The organism is Alloyangia mangrovi (assembly GCF_002300555.2).
GTDB classification, from domain to species: Bacteria; Pseudomonadota; Alphaproteobacteria; order Rhodobacterales; family Rhodobacteraceae; genus Salipiger; species Salipiger mangrovi.
Window position 1 is genome coordinate 212,846 of sequence record NZ_NTHN02000001.1, and the last position, 14,624, is coordinate 227,469.

Consider the following 14,624-nt stretch of genomic DNA (forward strand, 5'->3'; position numbering starts at 1 on the left):
GCTGCTGCCGGCATTGCCTCGCTCCGCGTTCAGCCTAGTCTCATTTTAAACCGGGAGGGTCCCATGACATTTCTGACACCCACACGCCGCCTGTTTCTTGGCGGAGCCCTGTCGACCGCCGGAGCCGCTCTCTTCGCGCCGCCTCGGGCAAGGGCGCAGGACGCGGTTGCACTGCAGCTCTCATGGCTGCATTCGGTGCAGTTCGGCGGCAGCTACATCGCGCAGGACAAGGGCTACTGGCGCGACGCGGGGCTCGAGGTTTCCCTTTTGCCGGGCGGCCCCAACGCGCCGGTCGAGCCGCCGGTCGTGGCCGGGACCGCGCTGGTCGGCATCTCGGCGGCGGATTACACCGCCGCTGCGGTGAACCAGGGCGCGCCGTTCAGGATCATCGGGGTCGCCATGCAGAAGAACCCCTTCGCCATCGCCTCTCTGCCGGCCAATCCGGTGAACAGCCCCGCCGACCTCGTCGGCAAGAAGCTCGGCATGGCCCTTGCCAACACGCCGGTGCTCGAGGCGCTCTGCACGGTCAACGGCGTGGACATCGATCAGATCGAGGTGGTGCCGACGCAATACGACGCGGCGCCGCTGGTGCAGGGGCAGGTGGATTGCCTGCTGTGCTGGGCCACGGACTTGCCGGTCGCGATGGAAATCCAGGGCGTGGAGAGCGTGACAATGCTGCTCGCCGACCATGGCTACGCGGTGCATTCGCAGACCTACATCGCCACCGAGGATAGCCTCGCGAACCGCCGCGATCAGCTGGTCGCGCTGATGCGGGGCGAGGTGATGGGCTGGCAGGATTACCACGCCGACCCCGAGGAAGCTGCCGCGCTGACCGTCGACATGTTCCCCGATGCCGGTCTCGATCTTGCCACGCAGAAGCTGCAGGCGGAGCGGCAGGTGCCGCTGATGTTCTCCGAGCTAACCGAAACCGAGGGGTTCGGCTGGTTCACCGACGAGACGGTCGCCGCCAATGTCGAAACGCTGAGACTTCTGGGCAAGCCGGTGTCTTCCGATCTCTGGGACCGTTCCATCCTGGAAGAGGTGCATGGCTAGGCGGCAGGCTGCGAACCCGCGGGTCCTGCGGCGCCGATGAGTGCCCGGCCCGATATCTGCCTTGTTGGGGTGGCCAAGAGCTTCGGCGTCGATGGCCGCCGTGTGGAGGCAGTCGCGCCCATCAATGTCCGTCTTGCTGGCGGGCAGATGACGGCGCTGGTCGGGCCTTCGGGTTGCGGCAAGTCGACCCTGCTGCGGCTTATTGCGGGGCTCGAGGCGACCACCGAGGGCACGATCACCATTGGCGCGGAAACGCCGGATGCGCTGCGCCGTCGGGCCGGGCTGGCGATGGCCTTTCAGGATCCGGCCCTGCTGCCGTGGCGCACGGTCGAGGGCAACGTGGCGCTGGGGCGGGCGCTGGCACGCAAGCCCCGGGATCCGAAGGTCGTTCGGGACCTGATCGCGCTGGTCGGCCTTTCAGGCTTCGAAGGACGGCGCCCGGCAGAGCTGTCGGGCGGCATGCAGCAGCGCGTGGCCATCGCGCGGGCGCTCGCGGGCGAGCCCGAGCTGCTGCTGCTCGATGAGCCTTTCGCCGCGGTGGATGCGCTCACCCGCGACCGGCTCAACACCGAGCTGCCGCCGCTCTGGGAGGCGCGCGGCGCGAGTTCGGTCCTGGTGACCCACTCGGTCGCCGAGGCGGTGCGCCTGTCGGACCGTATCCTCGTGCTGACCCCGCGCCCCGCGCGCATTGCCGCCGACATCGCGGTGCCTCTGCCGCGCCCGCGCGGGGCCGAGGTGCTGGCCTCTAGGGCATTCCGCGCCCTTTGCGCCGAGGTTACGGAGGCCCTGCGCGTGCACCAGTATCCCGACACCGTCGCGGCGCAATGAAGCCGGGCAGGGGAGCGTTGTCCGGAAGCCCGGAGGCCGAGATTTTCGGCGCCTTGCGGCGCGGGGTCGGGGTCGCGCTGGTGCTCCTGCTCTGGGAGCTGCTCGCCCGCGCCACCGTTGGCAGCTACATCATTGCCGCTCCGAGCGAGATCACCCGGCACATGCTTGGCCATGCCGATCTGCTCGGCCGCGCGCTCGCGACCACGCTGGGATCGGCGGCGCGCGGTTTTCTATGGGGCAATCTCGCCGGCGCCCTCCTGGCGCTTGCCGCGGTGTTGATGCCGCGCGGCGAGCGGCTCCTGTCGACCCTTGCACTGCTGGTCTTCTGCCTGCCACTTGTTGCCACCGGGCCGATCCTGCGGGTGCTCTACGGTCCGGGCAGCGGCCCGCAGGTCACCCTGGCGGCGATGGCGGTCTATTACACGACTTTCCTGCCGGTGCTGGTGGGTCTGCGCGCGGCGCCGCAGGGCTGGTTCGACCTCGTGCGCAGCTACGGGCGCGGCCCGGTGACCGTGCTGCGCGAGGTGCGGCTGCCAGCGGCACTGCCCTACCTGGTCGCCGGGCTGCAGATCGCCGCGCCGGCGGCCTTCCTCGGTGCCATGGTCGGCGAATTTACCGGTGCCGAACGCGGGCTCGGCGTGCTGACGGTGCGCGCGCTCCGGGCGCTCGACTTGCCCGCCACCTGGAGCATTGCAGTGATTGCCGCCGGGGTCTCGATGCTGGCCTTCGCCGCGGTCGGCGCCTTGGGGAGGCGGCTCGATCTTGCGCCCCCCGAGGTGCTGCTGGCCCCGCCGGTCGCGCGCGGCCGCAGGCCCTGGGCCAATCTTGCCGAGGCGGGGCTGGCGACGGCCGTGACGCTGCTCCTCTGGAAGGGCAGCATGGAGCTTTTCGGCCTGCCGCGCTTCTTTGCCAAGCGGCCCGAGGATGTTTGGGGTTACCTCGTCGCGGCGCCCGGTGCCGACGCGCACCGCGCCCGGCTCCTCGGGGCGCTCGGCGAGACGCTGGCGATGGCGGTGCCGGGCTATCTGGCAGGGCTGCTGCTGGGGGCCGGGCTGGCGATGGCGCTGACGCTGCGTCCGCGACTCTCGGGGGCGGTGATACCGCTGTCCATCGCGCTGCGCTCGATCCCGATCGTCGCCACCGCGCCATTGGTTGTCTGGGCGCTTGGCCGGGAAGCGACGGGCACGATTGCCGTTGTGGCCCTGATGATCTTCTTCCCGACGCTGATCGCCTGTCAGCACGGGCTGGCGCGGACCCCGCGCGCGGTGCTCGATCTCTTTGCGGTCTATGCCGCCAGCCCGCTGCGGCGCCTTCTGGATGCGCAGCTTCCCGCCATGCTGCCGGCGCTCTTCGCCTCGGCCCGCATGGCCATACCCGCCGCGATCCTGGCCGTGACGACGGCGGAATGGCTCGCCACCGGTCGTGGCATCGGCGCGTTGATGGCGACGGTGGCCTCGACCTCGGACTATGGCATGCTATGGAGCGCCATCGCCCTGATCGGGCTGGCCGCGGTGCTCGCCCACGCGCTGGTGGCAGCGCTGGAACGCCGGGTGCTGGCGCGCACCAGCCCAGAACAGCTTGCGCGATGAGAGCTTGCGCCTTTGCCATCCCCGGCGATCTTTGCCAGAAGACCGGCGGCTTCATCTACGAGCGCCGCCTGCTCGAAGAGCTGCGGGCGGCGGGCCGCGAGGTGCACCACGTCGCGCTGCCCGCCGCGGCCGGGGCGGCTATGCAGGGCCCGGCTGTGCGGGCGCAGGTCGCCAGGGCGCTGGAGGCGCTGCCGCCCTGCATGCCGCTGATCCTCGACGGGCTGGTCTTCGGAGCCATGCGTCCTGCGGCGCTGCAGCGGCTGAGCTGCCCGGTGGTGGCGATGCTGCATCATCCGATGGGGCTCGAGCAGGGGCTGGCGCCGCAACTGGCCCGGCGCCTGCTGGCGCAGGAGACCGCCAATCTGTCCCAGGCCACACGGATCGTGGTCACCAGCCCCCACACGCGCGAGACTTACATCGGGCTCGGGGCAGACCCGGAACGGATCACTGTGGCACTGCCGGGATACGACGGGCCGCGCGACCGGCCGCGCGTCGAGGCGGGCCCGGGTATCCTGTCGGTCGGCTTGCTGGCCCGGCGCAAGGGGCATGACGTGCTGATCCGGGCACTTGCGCAGATCGCGGACCTCGAGTGGACCGCGCGCATCGTCGGCAAGAGGCAAGATCCCGCCGTCGCCGCCGAGCTCTCTGCGCTGATCACCGAACTGGACCTGGACGCGCGGGTTGAGCTGGCTGGTGAGATTTCCGACGCGGCGCTGGCCGAAGCCTACAGCAGCGCCCGGGTCTTCGCGCTCGCAACCCGCTACGAGGGCTACGGCATGGCACTCGCTGAGGCTCTCTGCCACGGGTTGCCGATCGTGAGCTGTGCTGCCGGTGCGGTGCCCGGCACCGTCGGCGCGGCGGCGCTTCTAGCCCCGCCGGATGACCCCGGGGCGTTTGCCGCGCACCTCCGCACGCTGCTCGAGAGCCCCGTCGTGCGCGCGGACTTGGCCGCTTGCTCCCGCGCCCTCGGCCAAGGGTTGCCGCGCTGGCGCGACACGGCGGCAGTGATGGGGCGGGTGCTGGACGCGATCTCGTTGGCATGACGCACCGCGCTGCCCAGCAGCGGTTCATCAAATGCCGCCGCCCGTCATACCAAGGTCGACATCCAATAAGTTACGGAATACCCGAAGATTATGAAGGGGCAACGCTCCGAGCCTCCAAATGAAGCGATGCTGATCGCGCTCATTCCGGTTGCCTCGATGGCGTTCAATGGGAGGTAAGAAGGTACAAATGGAGAATTTCGGACCCGTCACGATCGTCGGAACCGGGATCATCGGGGCGAGCTGGACCTGCCTTTTTCTCGCACATGGGCTGGATGTGGTGGCGACCGACATCCGCAGCGATGCCGAAGTTGCGCTTCGGGACGCGGTGGAGCGTTTCTGGCCGACGCTGCCGGAGGAGGTGCGCAAGGCCGGGGGTCGCGGGACGCTGCGCTTCGAGCCCGATCTCGAGGCCGCCTGCGCCGGTGCGGGCTTCGTGCAGGAGAACGCGATCGAGCGGCTTGAGGCGAAGATCGAGCTCATCCGCCGCATCGATGCCGCGACCCCGGCCGGCGCGGTGATTTCCTCGAGCTCGTCGGCGATCTCGGTTACCGATATGCAGAGCGCCTGCGCAAGCCCGGAACGGGTGGTGCTGGGCCACCCGTTCAACCCGCCACACCTGGTGCCGTTGGTCGAATTGGCCGGGGGTGCGCAGACCGCGGCCTGGGCGCTCGACGCCGCCGAGAGGTTTTACACCCACCTCGGCAAGGTGCCGATCCGGTTGCAGAAGGAAATCTACGGGCACGTCGCCAACCGCCTGCAGGCCGCGATTTTCCGAGAGGCGATCCACCTGCTGGAAAGCGGTGTCGCCTCTGCCGAGGACATCGACCGCGCGGTGAGCGAAGGGCCCGGCCTTCGGTGGGCGCTGATGGGGCCCTTGCTGACCTACCGGCTCGCCGGGGGTGAGCGCGGGATGGAGGGGTTCTGGACCATGTTCGCCCCGATGCAGGAGAAGCTCTGGAGGGACCTCGGATCGCCCAGCCCCGACGCCGATCTGCAGGCGCGTGTCACCGAAGCGGTCGAGGCGTGCTACGCGGATCGCTCCATTCCCGCGATTGTCGAAGAACGGGATGCGCGCCTGCGCGGAATCCTCGCGCTGAAATCCGGCGATCCAATCAGCTAGTCGGCGCGTCGAGGCCGGAAAGCGGACGGCGCGGCATCCGGTGGTGCCGCGCCTTCTGGAGGTGTGCGAAACGACGTTGGGCGCTCGCCGCCCCGTTACCGGATCAGGCGAATTCGTGGCGCATCTTGTTCGCCGTGGCGGTGAACTTGCTCGCCTGGTCGAAACCGGTGTCGAGGTGCCGGACGGTTCGCATGTCGGACATGCGCTCGAAGGCGGCGTGGAAATCCTCGGGGCTGCGCGCCTCGGGCGGCAGGTAGACGCCCTCGGTCTCGACCACGTGGACAACCGAAAAGACCCCGGCACCCGCGCCGAGGATGGTCTTTTTCGGCGCAAGTTCAGAGGCCATGAAGACCACCGCCGGGGCCACGGCCTCGGGAGTGAGCTGCGCCGCGTCCTCGGGCGCGAGCAGCCCATCGGTCATCCCGGTCATGGCCAGCGGCGACAGCGCATTGACGTGGATGCCGTAGCGCTCGCCCTCCTGCTGCAGCGTCGTCATCAGGCCGATCATACCCGCCTTGGCAGCGGCGTAATTGGCCTGTCCGAAGTTGCCGTAGAGCCCCGAGCACGAGGTGGTCAGAATGATCCGGCCGTAGCCCTGCTCGCGCATGATCTCCCAGACGGCGCGGCAGCAATTAGCCGAGCCGGTGAGGTGGACGGCGAGCACGGTGGCGAAATCCCCCATCTCCATCTTGGCGAAGGAGCGGTCGCGCAGGATGCCGGCGTTGTTGACGAGGATGTCGATGCGCCCCCAGCGCGCCATCACCCGGGCAACCATCGCGGTCACCTCGGCGAAGTTCGACACGTCTGCAGGTTCGGCCACGGCCTCGCCGCCCATCGCCTCGATCTCGGCGACCACCGAAAGCGCCGCCGCGCCCGGCGTGCCGTCCGGCCCGGCGATGTCGTTGATGACCACGCGCGCCCCGGCCTGCGCGAGGGCGAGGGCGTGGCAGCGTCCCAGTCCTGCGCCCGCCCCGGTGACGATGGCCACGCGTCCGTTGAAGTCTTTTGTCATGTGTCCTGCGTCCCCGCGCTGGCTGGTCTCAGAAGTTCACCTGGTCGCCGCCCTTGAGCGACAGCATGGCGCGCGCCTCGTCGGGTCTCGCAACGTCCAGTCCCAGCCCCTCGAGCACCTTGCGGATCCGGCGGACCTGCGCGGCGTTCGACTGTGCCAGCTGACCCGGCCCGTCCCAGAGCGAGTCCTCGAGCCCGACCCGCACGTTGCCGCCCATCGCGGCGGCCATCGTGGTGATCGGAAGCTGGTGGCGCCCCGCGCCAAGAACCGACCAGACGTAGTCGTCGCCAAACAGCCGGTCCGCGGTGCGCTTCATGTGCGAGACGTCGTCGGGATGCGTGCCGATACCGCCCAGAATGCCGAAGACGGTCTGGATGAAAAGCGGGCCCTGCACAAGGTTCCTGTCGCGGAAGTGGGCGAGCGTGTAGAGGTGGCTGGTGTCGTAGCACTCGAACTCGAAGCGCGTGCCGTTGCCCGAACAGGTCTCAAGAATGTACTCGATGTCCTTGAAGGTGTTTCGGAATACCACGTCGCGGGTCTTCTCGAGATAGGCCGGTTCCCAGTCGTGCTTGAACTTGTCGTAGCGGCCGAGCATCGGGAAGAGCGCGAAGTTCATCGAGCCCATGTTGAGCGAGGCAACCTCGGGCGCGAGTCGCGCGGCGGGCTGCAGGCGCTCCTCGACGGTCATCGTCGGGCTGCCGCCGGTGGTCAGGTTCAGCACCGCGTCGGTCGACTGCTTGATGCGCGGCAGGAACCTCAGGAAGGCTTCGGGGTCCTGCGTCGGTCGTCCGTCCTCGGGGTTGCGGGCGTGCAGGTGAAGGATCGAGGCGCCGGCCTCGGCCGCCTCGATCGCCTGCTGGGCGATCTGCTCGGGGGTGACCGGCAGGTGCGGTGACATGCTCGGGGTGTGGATGCCGCCGGTTACGGCACATGTGACGATGACTTTGCGGGGGGCCTTTGACATGGTCCTTCTCCCTTTCTGGCTGGATCAGATGGTTTCGACGTTGCCGCAGACGCTGATCGCCTGCCCCGAGACGTTCGCCCCGGCCGGCGAGCAAAGGAACAGCGCCATGCCGGCGATGTCCTCGGGCTCGACCATGCGGCGAAGCGAGACATTGGCGAGGTACTGCTCTTCCATCTGCGCGTAGGGGATGCCTTCGGCGGTGGCACGGTCGGAGATCACCTGCTCGATGCGCGCGCCGCGTACCACGCCGGGCAGGATCGCGTTCACCCGGATGCCCTCGGGGCCCATCTCCTTGGCAAGGCTCTGGGTCAGGCCGACGATGCCCCATTTCGCCGCGGCGTAGGGCGTGCGCAGCGCGTATCCGAGACGGCCGGCGACAGAGGCGATGTTGAGGACCGCGCCGTCGCCGCTCGCGCGCAGCAGCGGCACCGCGCGGCGCAGAACGAGGAACTGCCCGAGCAGGTCGACGTCGAGCGTACGGCGGATGTCCTCGGTCGAGATCTCGTCGATCTTGCCCGTGGGTCCCGCGATTCCGGCGTTGTTGACCAGCACGTCGAGCCCGCCGAGCGACGCCCTGACCGCCTCAAGCAGCGCGGTGACCTCGCCCTCGTTCGACACGTCGGCGCGGCGGGTGACCGCCGCGGGGTGTTCCGCGGCGAAGTGCGCCAGGGCGGCCTCGTCGATGTCGCAGATCATCACCTTCGCCCCGGCGTCGAGAAAGCCCCGCGCGATGGCGGCGCCGATGCCCGACGCGCCGGCGGTGACAAGGACCCGGAGGCCGGGTTTCGGATACATCCGTTCGATCATGCTCACTGTCTGTCCAGTCGAATTTGTCTTGGGGAGGGGAGGCGGCCGTCAGGCCACCTCGAGCCAGTTGCGGCGCATGTCGGGCGCGGCGTCGAGCTCTTCGGGGGTGCCGAGGAAAACCAGCTCTCCATGGCCCATGACCATGACCTGCTGCGCGACCTTGAGCGCGATGGTCAGCTTCTGCTCGACCAGCACCACGGCGACGCCGCGGCGGCCGATGTCGAGGATCACCTCCATCACCACGTCGACGATGCGCGGCGCGAGCCCCTCGGTCGGCTCGTCGATCAAGAGTACCCGCGGGTTGCCGAGAAGCGAGCGGCAGATGGTCAGCATCTGCTGCTCGCCGCCCGAGAGGTACCCGGCGCGGATGCCGCGGCGCTCGCGCAGGCGCGGGAAGTAGTCGTACATCTCCTCGATATTCCAGCGGTGCGCGCCGGGGGCGCCCTTTTGCACGCCGATGGCCAGGTTCTCCTCGACCGTCAGGTTGGGGAAGACCAGCCTTTCCTCGGGCACGTAGCCAAGCCCCTGCCGGCAGATGTCGAAGGGCCGCTGTCCGGACAGCGTGCGCCCGTCCAGCGTGACGCTGCCCGCGGTCGGCGGAACCAGCCCCATCATCGCCTTGAGCAGCGTCGAGCGCCCCGAGCCGTTGCGCCCGAGCAGCGAGACGATGGCCGCCTCGGGCACTTCCATGTCGATGCCGTGCAGGATGTGGCTCTTACCGTAATGGGCGTGCAGCCCTTTCACCTGAAGCAAGCTCATGCGGCCTCCTCACCCAGATAGGCTTCCTGCACCTCGCGGTTGGCGCTGATGCGCGCGGGCGTGTCGGTCGCGAGGATGCTGCCATAGACCAGAACCGAGACCCGGTCGCAGAGGCTGAAGACGACGCTCATGTCGTGCTCGACCATCAGCAGGGTCTTGCCTTCGGTCACGGCGCGGATCAGCTCGACCGCCTGCGCCGTCTCTTCGCGCGACATGCCCGCGGTGGGCTCGTCGAGCAGGATGATGTCGGCGCCGGTGGTCAGGGTCATGCCGATTTCCAGCGCGCGCTGCTCGGAATAGGTCAGGTCCCCGGCCAGATCGCGAGACCGCGCCTCGAGCCCGACGCGCGAGAGGATCTCGGCGGTCTCCTCGTTCACCCGCCGCATGCGGGAAATCGGGCGAAAGACGTCGAAGCGTATCCTGTGGCGCGCCAGCACGCCGATCCGCAGGTTCTCGAACACGCTGAGGCGGTGGAAGATGTTGGTGATCTGGAAGGACCGCGCGAGGCCCGCCCGGTTGATCAGGTGCGGCGAGAGCCCCCCCGATGCTGCGCCCGCCGAGCGCGATCTCTCCCGTGGAGGGCGGGAACATGCCCGAGATCAGGTTGAACAGCGTCGACTTGCCCGCCCCGTTCGGGCCGATCACCGCGTGGCGTTCGCCCTTGCGGATGTCGAGGTTCAGGCCCTTGAGCACCTCGATGGGCCCGAAGGACTTGGTCACGCCGGTGAGCGTCAGCGCGCTCTGCGTCGTGGTCGCGGTCATGCTTCACCTCCCAGCGGCGCGGTCTCGGCCAAGGTGTCGTCGGATGGGTCCTTGCGGGCCCAGAGCGTGTCGATCTCGCGGCGGGCGCGGATCAGCACCGCGATGCCCCCCAGCAGCAATGCTGCCGGAATGATCCAGGTCAGCACCGAAACGGGGCTCCACTCGGCGCCGAAGAGATCGAAGGCAGGCAGGCCGCCCTCGGCCGCGTGGCGCAGCCGTGCGTATTCCTCGCCGAAGAGCACCGAGGCGCTCTCGACCAGGAAGACCACGCCCCCGGTGATCAGCAAACCGCCAGCAAGCGCCATGAGGTAAGGGCCTGCCAGCCGCGCCCAGTCGAGCTGGCGGCGGTTGCGGATGTGGTGATGCACCACGCCGCCGATGCCGCTCGGGGCGTAGAGCATGATCAGCACGAAGATCAGGCCCTGGTAGAGCAGCCAGGACCGGGTGAGGTCGGAGACGAGGAAGGAGAAGAGCGCAAAGGCCGTCGCCCCGATCACCGGGCCGAAGAACACCGTGGCGCCGCCGACGAAGGTCTGGAGCACCACCTGCGAGGACACGATGCTGCCGAAGAGCGAGTAGTTCGCGGTCTCGTTGGAAATCGCTTGCAGCGCCCCCGCGACGCCGGTGAACATGGCAGAGACGGCGAAGATGATCACCTTCGAGGCATGGGCGTTGTAGCCGAGGAAACGCACGCGCTGTTCGTTGTCACGCAGCGCCAGCGTCAGCCGGCCAAAGGGGGTGCGGGTGTAGGCCCAGAGCCCGAGACCGCAGATCACCACCCAGGCCAGCGTCAAGTAGTAGACCTCGATCATCGAGCCGAAGGTGAAGCCCTGCCAGGGCATACGCATCGACGAGACACCGGACTCGCCGCCGAAGAGACCCTCGAGGCGCGGTGCCAGCGAATGGAAGAGCTCGGCGATGGCCAGCGTCACCAGCGCGAAGTAGACGCCCGAGCGCATGGTGGCGAAATAGCCCGCGACGAGGCCGACCAGTAGCCCGGCGGCAGCGCCCGCGAGCGGCAGCAGCGGCGTCGGGAAGGGTAGGCCGTCCTCGACCGCGAGCATCAGGTGCAGCGCGGCAAATGCGCCGACCCCGAAGTAGGCGGCATGGCCGAAGGACAGCAGCCCCGCCTGTCCGATGAGAAGGTTGAAGGCGAGCGCGAAGAGGCTCGCGATGAGCACGTTCACCAATGCGTTCTGCCAGCCGAGGCCCAGGAAGGGCGGTACGGCGATGAGCAGCACGAGCAGAACGGCGAGGATCAGGAGTGTGCGAAGGTTGGGCATGTCAGTTGCGCTCCCCCATGAGGCCCGCGGGGCGGACAAGCAGGATGATCAGCATCAGGGCGAAGGGAATGGTGGCGCTGACCGAGGAGAGCTCGAGCGTCAGCAGCCCGCCGACCGAACGCGCCCAGTCCCCGAGGCCGAAGAGCCCCAGCAGGTTGGCCAGCGACCAGTCGAGCCCCACCGCGAAGGACGAGAAGAGGCCGATCATCAGCGAGGCGACGAGCGAGCCCTTGAGCGAGCCGAGCCCGCCGACGACGACCACCACGAAGACGATCACCCCCAATTCCAGCCCCATGTTCGGGTTGGTCGGGTAGAAGGCCCCGGCCACCGCCCCGGCGAGCCCGGCCAGCGCCGCGCCGGTGCCGAAGACGAACATGAAGACCAGCGGGATATTGTGCCCCAGCGCCTCGGCCATCGCGGGTAGGCGCTCGGCGGCGCGCACCACGATGCCGGTGCGGGTCCGGGTTAGCAGCAGCCACAGTGCCGAGAACATCACCACGGCGATTCCGCCGATGAAAAGGCGGTAGAACGGGTAGTCGGTTCCGAAGATGTGGAAGGCCGAGAAGCGCAGCTCGCCGGGCATCTGGTAGTTCACCGGGAAGTCGCCGAAGAACAGCTTGATCAACTCCTCGATGATGAGCGCGAGGCCGAAGGTCAGCAGGAGCTCGTGCGCGTGTCCGTGGGCGTGAACCCGCGGCAGCAGGAACCGCTCGACCGCCATGCCGACGAGGCCGACGACGATGGGGGCCACGAGCAGCCCGGTCCAGAAGCCGAAGATCGAGGAGACCGCGTAGGCGACGTAGGCACCCAGCATGTAAAAGGAGGCGTGCGCGAAGTTCAGCACGCCCATCATGCCGAAGATGAGCGTGAGGCCGGCCGAGACCATGAACAGCAACAGGCCGTAGGTCACGCCGTTCAGCGTGGAGATGATCGCAAATTCCATTGCACTTCCGATTGGGGCTGAGGGTCGGGGCCGGCCGGCGAGGGTCGCCGGCCGGTTCTCTCAGGATGCGGGGCTCACTCGCCCGGGCGCACCATCTTGCAGCTGTCCTGCACCGGGTAGATCGCCGTTTCGCCCGACACGACCTCGACGGTCTCGAAGCCCATGTCGGTGTCGTCCGCAGGGTATTCCGCGTTCTTCACCACCTTGGAGACGACCACGGGCCGGATGGTCTGGTGATCTTCCTTGCGCACCGAGATCGGGCCGACCGGGGTTTCGTAGGTGGTGTCCTCGAGTGCGAGGGCGATCTTGGTCACGTCGATGTCGCCGCCGCCGAAATCGAGCGTGCCGAGCGCCTGCTGCAACGCGCCGACGGCAAAGACGGTGTGGCCCTCGACGAAGGTCGGGTAGTGGCCGGTCGAGCCCTTGTAGGCTTCGGCGAATTCGCCGTCGGTGGCGGCGTTGTCGTAGTTGTTGGCGATGTAGTGGCCGAGCGCGGTCTCGCCGGCGTTGGCGATGTTGCCCGGCTGGTCGAGGTAGGCTGTGGCGAAGGTCACGTCGAGCCCTGCGTCCCCCGATGCCTTCATCAGAAGCAGCAGGTCGTTCGACCAATTGCCGGTGAAGACGGTGTCGGGCGCGGCGGATTTCAGGCGTGCGACGAAGGGCGCGAAGTCCTGGATCTTGTTCACGTCGTGCAGCACCTCGTCGACGATCTCGAAATCGCCGCCGGCCGCGGCCGTCTCGACGGCGGCCTGCATGTCCTGGCCCCAGGAGTAGTTCTGGTTGATCGAGTAGACCTTGGTGCCCAGATCGCCGGCTTCCTTCATCGCGCTGACCAGCGCGTTGACCCGCATCGGCGCGGTGGTGGTGAAGCGGAAGTGGTAGAACTGGCACTTGTCGCCGGTCAGCTCCATCGCCTCGCCGCCGAGGTTGATGAACATCACCTCCTTACCGGGGTTACGCAGGTTGTGCTTGCGCACGTCCTCGGTGAGCTGGCCCGCGATTGCCGACGAGGCTCCCTGGAAGATGACGTCGACACCATCGGCCACCGCTTGGCGGAACTTGGTTGCGGCGTCCGGCGCGCCACCGGCGTTGTCATACTCGATCACCTCGACCGGCTCGCCGTTGAAGCCACCGTCCTCGTTGATGCGTGCGACGGCGTAGGAGACCGCGTTGGCATAGAGCCGGCCGGTCGATGTCTGGGCGCCCGACAGGCTTTCGATGATGCCGATCTTCAACGGTTCGGCATGAAGCGCGGATGCGCCAAGGGTCAATGCGGACGTGGCCGCGAGCAAGGCAAGACGTTTCAAGCTGGTTCTCCTCCCAGGTGTTCTCTGCATGCCGGCGCGCCGGGCCCCTGCGATCGGGTCGTGCTGCGCTCTCCTCTGGCACGGGGCATCCTAGGCATAGAATTTCCAAACAGTAAAGATATAAGATATGTGATCTCATATCCGTTAATCGGCGGCGCGCGCCTGTACCCCGTTGCCTTATCTTGTGAGTTGGTCGTAGAATGGCGCGAAATTGGCTGCTAAAGGCCCATACCGCGGCGCCAAGACGGAACGCGCGCTGTTCCCGTGGCAGGCGCGGGATCTCCTGCGACCCAGCCAAGCGAGGCCCAGAGCACGTGAACAGTCTCGATCCCACGAAGCCGCGCATGCGCACGCTGGCCCCCGTCGATGTCACGACGATTCAGGAACGGGTCTACCAGAGCCTTCGGCTGGGGTTGCTCAAAGGAGAATTCCTTCCGGGCGAGCAGGTCACGATCCGCGGCCTTGCCGATGTTCTTGGAACCAGCCCCATGCCCGTGCGCGAAGCCGTGGCACGGCTGATCGCCGAGCGGGCGATCGAGCAATCGGGACCGCGCACCTTGCGCGTGGCGCCCTATCTCGCCACCGAGCACGAGAATTACATCCGTATCCGCATGCAACTCGAAGGTTATGCGGCAGAGCGCGCCGCGCGCGCGCCGCGAAATCCCGCGCTCATTGGCGAACTCCGCCGTCACAACGATGCCATGTCCGAGGCGGTGGAGGCAGGGGATTTTGAAGCGGCGCTGGCTGGCAATCAGGCGTTTCACTTCGAGCTCTACGGGGCCGCGGGCTATCCGCAACTGCTCGACATCATCTCGACCCTCTGGCTCCGGACCGGTCCCATTGTCGCCTCGGCGCGTCGGGACCAGGCGCTCTTCGAACGGCTGTTCAGGATCGGCGTGCGCATCCACGGCGACGCCATCGACGCGGTGGCGCAGCGGGATGGCGCTGCGGCGCGGTGGGCCGTAAATCTCGACATCCGCTCCTCGCACTTGGCGATCCGAAAATTCTACAAGACGAGCGTCGAGGCGCCGGCGAGATAGGCATCAGCGTGGCCTTCAAAACCGGGCGCGACCGCAGGTCCGGGCCAGCGGTCCTGCGGTGTCACTGAGAACCGGATCAGCCGTTGCGCCGGTGGCTCCGCAGCAAGTCCAATC

At 68.0% G+C, this 14,624-nt stretch carries 14 protein-coding genes and 1 pseudogene; 6 read left to right on the forward strand and 9 right to left on the reverse strand.

Annotated elements, in window-relative coordinates; translation table 11 throughout:
- Positions 1 to 63: 63 nt before the first annotated feature.
- From CLG85_RS01055 to CLG85_RS01075, 5 genes are all read left to right on the forward strand, one after another.
- Positions 64 to 1,053, forward strand: coding sequence for an ABC transporter substrate-binding protein (locus CLG85_RS01055; RefSeq protein WP_224849265.1), 990 nt, complete (start codon positions 64 to 66; stop codon positions 1,051 to 1,053).
- 36 nt (positions 1,054 to 1,089) lie between these two features.
- Entirely contained in the window at positions 1,090 to 1,881 is a 792-nt protein-coding gene (locus tag CLG85_RS01060) for an ABC transporter ATP-binding protein (RefSeq protein ID WP_260348267.1), read from the forward strand.
- Positions 1,878 to 3,470 (forward strand): ABC transporter permease, encoded by a 1,593-nt coding sequence (locus tag CLG85_RS01065; protein WP_260348269.1) that lies wholly within the window; start codon positions 1,878 to 1,880, stop codon positions 3,468 to 3,470. Before CLG85_RS01060 ends, CLG85_RS01065 begins: the two co-directional genes overlap by 4 nt.
- Positions 3,467 to 4,513, forward strand: a complete 1,047-nt coding sequence (locus CLG85_RS01070) for a glycosyltransferase family 4 protein (protein WP_260348270.1) — start codon at positions 3,467 to 3,469, stop codon at positions 4,511 to 4,513. Before CLG85_RS01065 ends, CLG85_RS01070 begins: the two co-directional genes overlap by 4 nt.
- A gap of 187 nt (positions 4,514 to 4,700) precedes the next feature.
- Positions 4,701 to 5,633 (forward strand): 3-hydroxyacyl-CoA dehydrogenase NAD-binding domain-containing protein, encoded by a 933-nt coding sequence (locus CLG85_RS01075; RefSeq protein WP_217989755.1) that lies wholly within the window; start codon positions 4,701 to 4,703, stop codon positions 5,631 to 5,633.
- Positions 5,634 to 5,736: 103 nt separating this feature from the next.
- Here the strand turns inward: CLG85_RS01075 and CLG85_RS01080 are convergent, their stop codons facing one another.
- From CLG85_RS01080 to CLG85_RS01115, 9 genes and pseudogenes are all read right to left on the reverse strand, one after another.
- Positions 5,737 to 6,645, reverse strand: coding sequence for an SDR family NAD(P)-dependent oxidoreductase (locus CLG85_RS01080; protein ID WP_095882392.1), 909 nt, complete (start codon positions 6,643 to 6,645; stop codon positions 5,737 to 5,739).
- A 28-nt stretch (positions 6,646 to 6,673) separates the two neighbouring features.
- Positions 6,674 to 7,609, reverse strand: coding sequence for a 3,5-dioxohexanoate:acetyl-CoA acetone transferase (gene kce / locus CLG85_RS01085; RefSeq protein WP_095882391.1), 936 nt, complete (start codon positions 7,607 to 7,609; stop codon positions 6,674 to 6,676).
- A 24-nt stretch (positions 7,610 to 7,633) separates the two neighbouring features.
- Positions 7,634 to 8,416, reverse strand: coding sequence for an SDR family oxidoreductase (locus CLG85_RS01090; RefSeq protein WP_217989754.1), 783 nt, complete (start codon positions 8,414 to 8,416; stop codon positions 7,634 to 7,636).
- 48 nt (positions 8,417 to 8,464) lie between these two features.
- Positions 8,465 to 9,175, reverse strand: coding sequence for an ABC transporter ATP-binding protein (locus tag CLG85_RS01095; protein WP_095882389.1), 711 nt, complete (start codon positions 9,173 to 9,175; stop codon positions 8,465 to 8,467).
- A complete protein-coding gene (locus tag CLG85_RS27615) occupies positions 9,172 to 9,444 on the reverse strand; it encodes an ABC transporter ATP-binding protein C-terminal domain-containing protein (protein ID WP_375796889.1) in 273 nt (90 codons plus the stop codon). The genes CLG85_RS01095 and CLG85_RS27615 overlap by 4 nt, the downstream gene beginning before the upstream one ends.
- A gap of 9 nt (positions 9,445 to 9,453) precedes the next feature.
- Positions 9,454 to 9,937, reverse strand: a pseudogene (locus CLG85_RS27620) (ATP-binding cassette domain-containing protein); the annotation flags it as partial.
- Positions 9,934 to 11,220, reverse strand: coding sequence for a branched-chain amino acid ABC transporter permease (locus CLG85_RS01105; RefSeq protein WP_095882387.1), 1,287 nt, complete (start codon positions 11,218 to 11,220; stop codon positions 9,934 to 9,936). The pseudogene CLG85_RS27620 and the gene CLG85_RS01105, both read right to left, overlap by 4 nt.
- A 1-nt stretch (position 11,221) precedes the next feature.
- Positions 11,222 to 12,163 (reverse strand): branched-chain amino acid ABC transporter permease, encoded by a 942-nt coding sequence (locus tag CLG85_RS01110; RefSeq protein ID WP_095882386.1) that lies wholly within the window; start codon positions 12,161 to 12,163, stop codon positions 11,222 to 11,224.
- Between the two features lie 74 nt (positions 12,164 to 12,237).
- Positions 12,238 to 13,470 carry a branched-chain amino acid ABC transporter substrate-binding protein gene (locus CLG85_RS01115; protein ID WP_217989753.1) on the reverse strand — a complete coding sequence of 411 codons (1,233 nt, stop codon included), beginning with the start codon at positions 13,468 to 13,470 and terminating at the stop codon, positions 12,238 to 12,240.
- Between the two features lie 344 nt (positions 13,471 to 13,814).
- On the opposite strand from CLG85_RS01115, the gene CLG85_RS01120 reads away from it, so the two are divergent.
- Positions 13,815 to 14,510 carry a GntR family transcriptional regulator gene (locus CLG85_RS01120; protein ID WP_176476595.1) on the forward strand — a complete coding sequence of 232 codons (696 nt, stop codon included), beginning with the start codon at positions 13,815 to 13,817 and terminating at the stop codon, positions 14,508 to 14,510.
- The last annotated feature ends 114 nt before the right edge of the window (positions 14,511 to 14,624 follow it).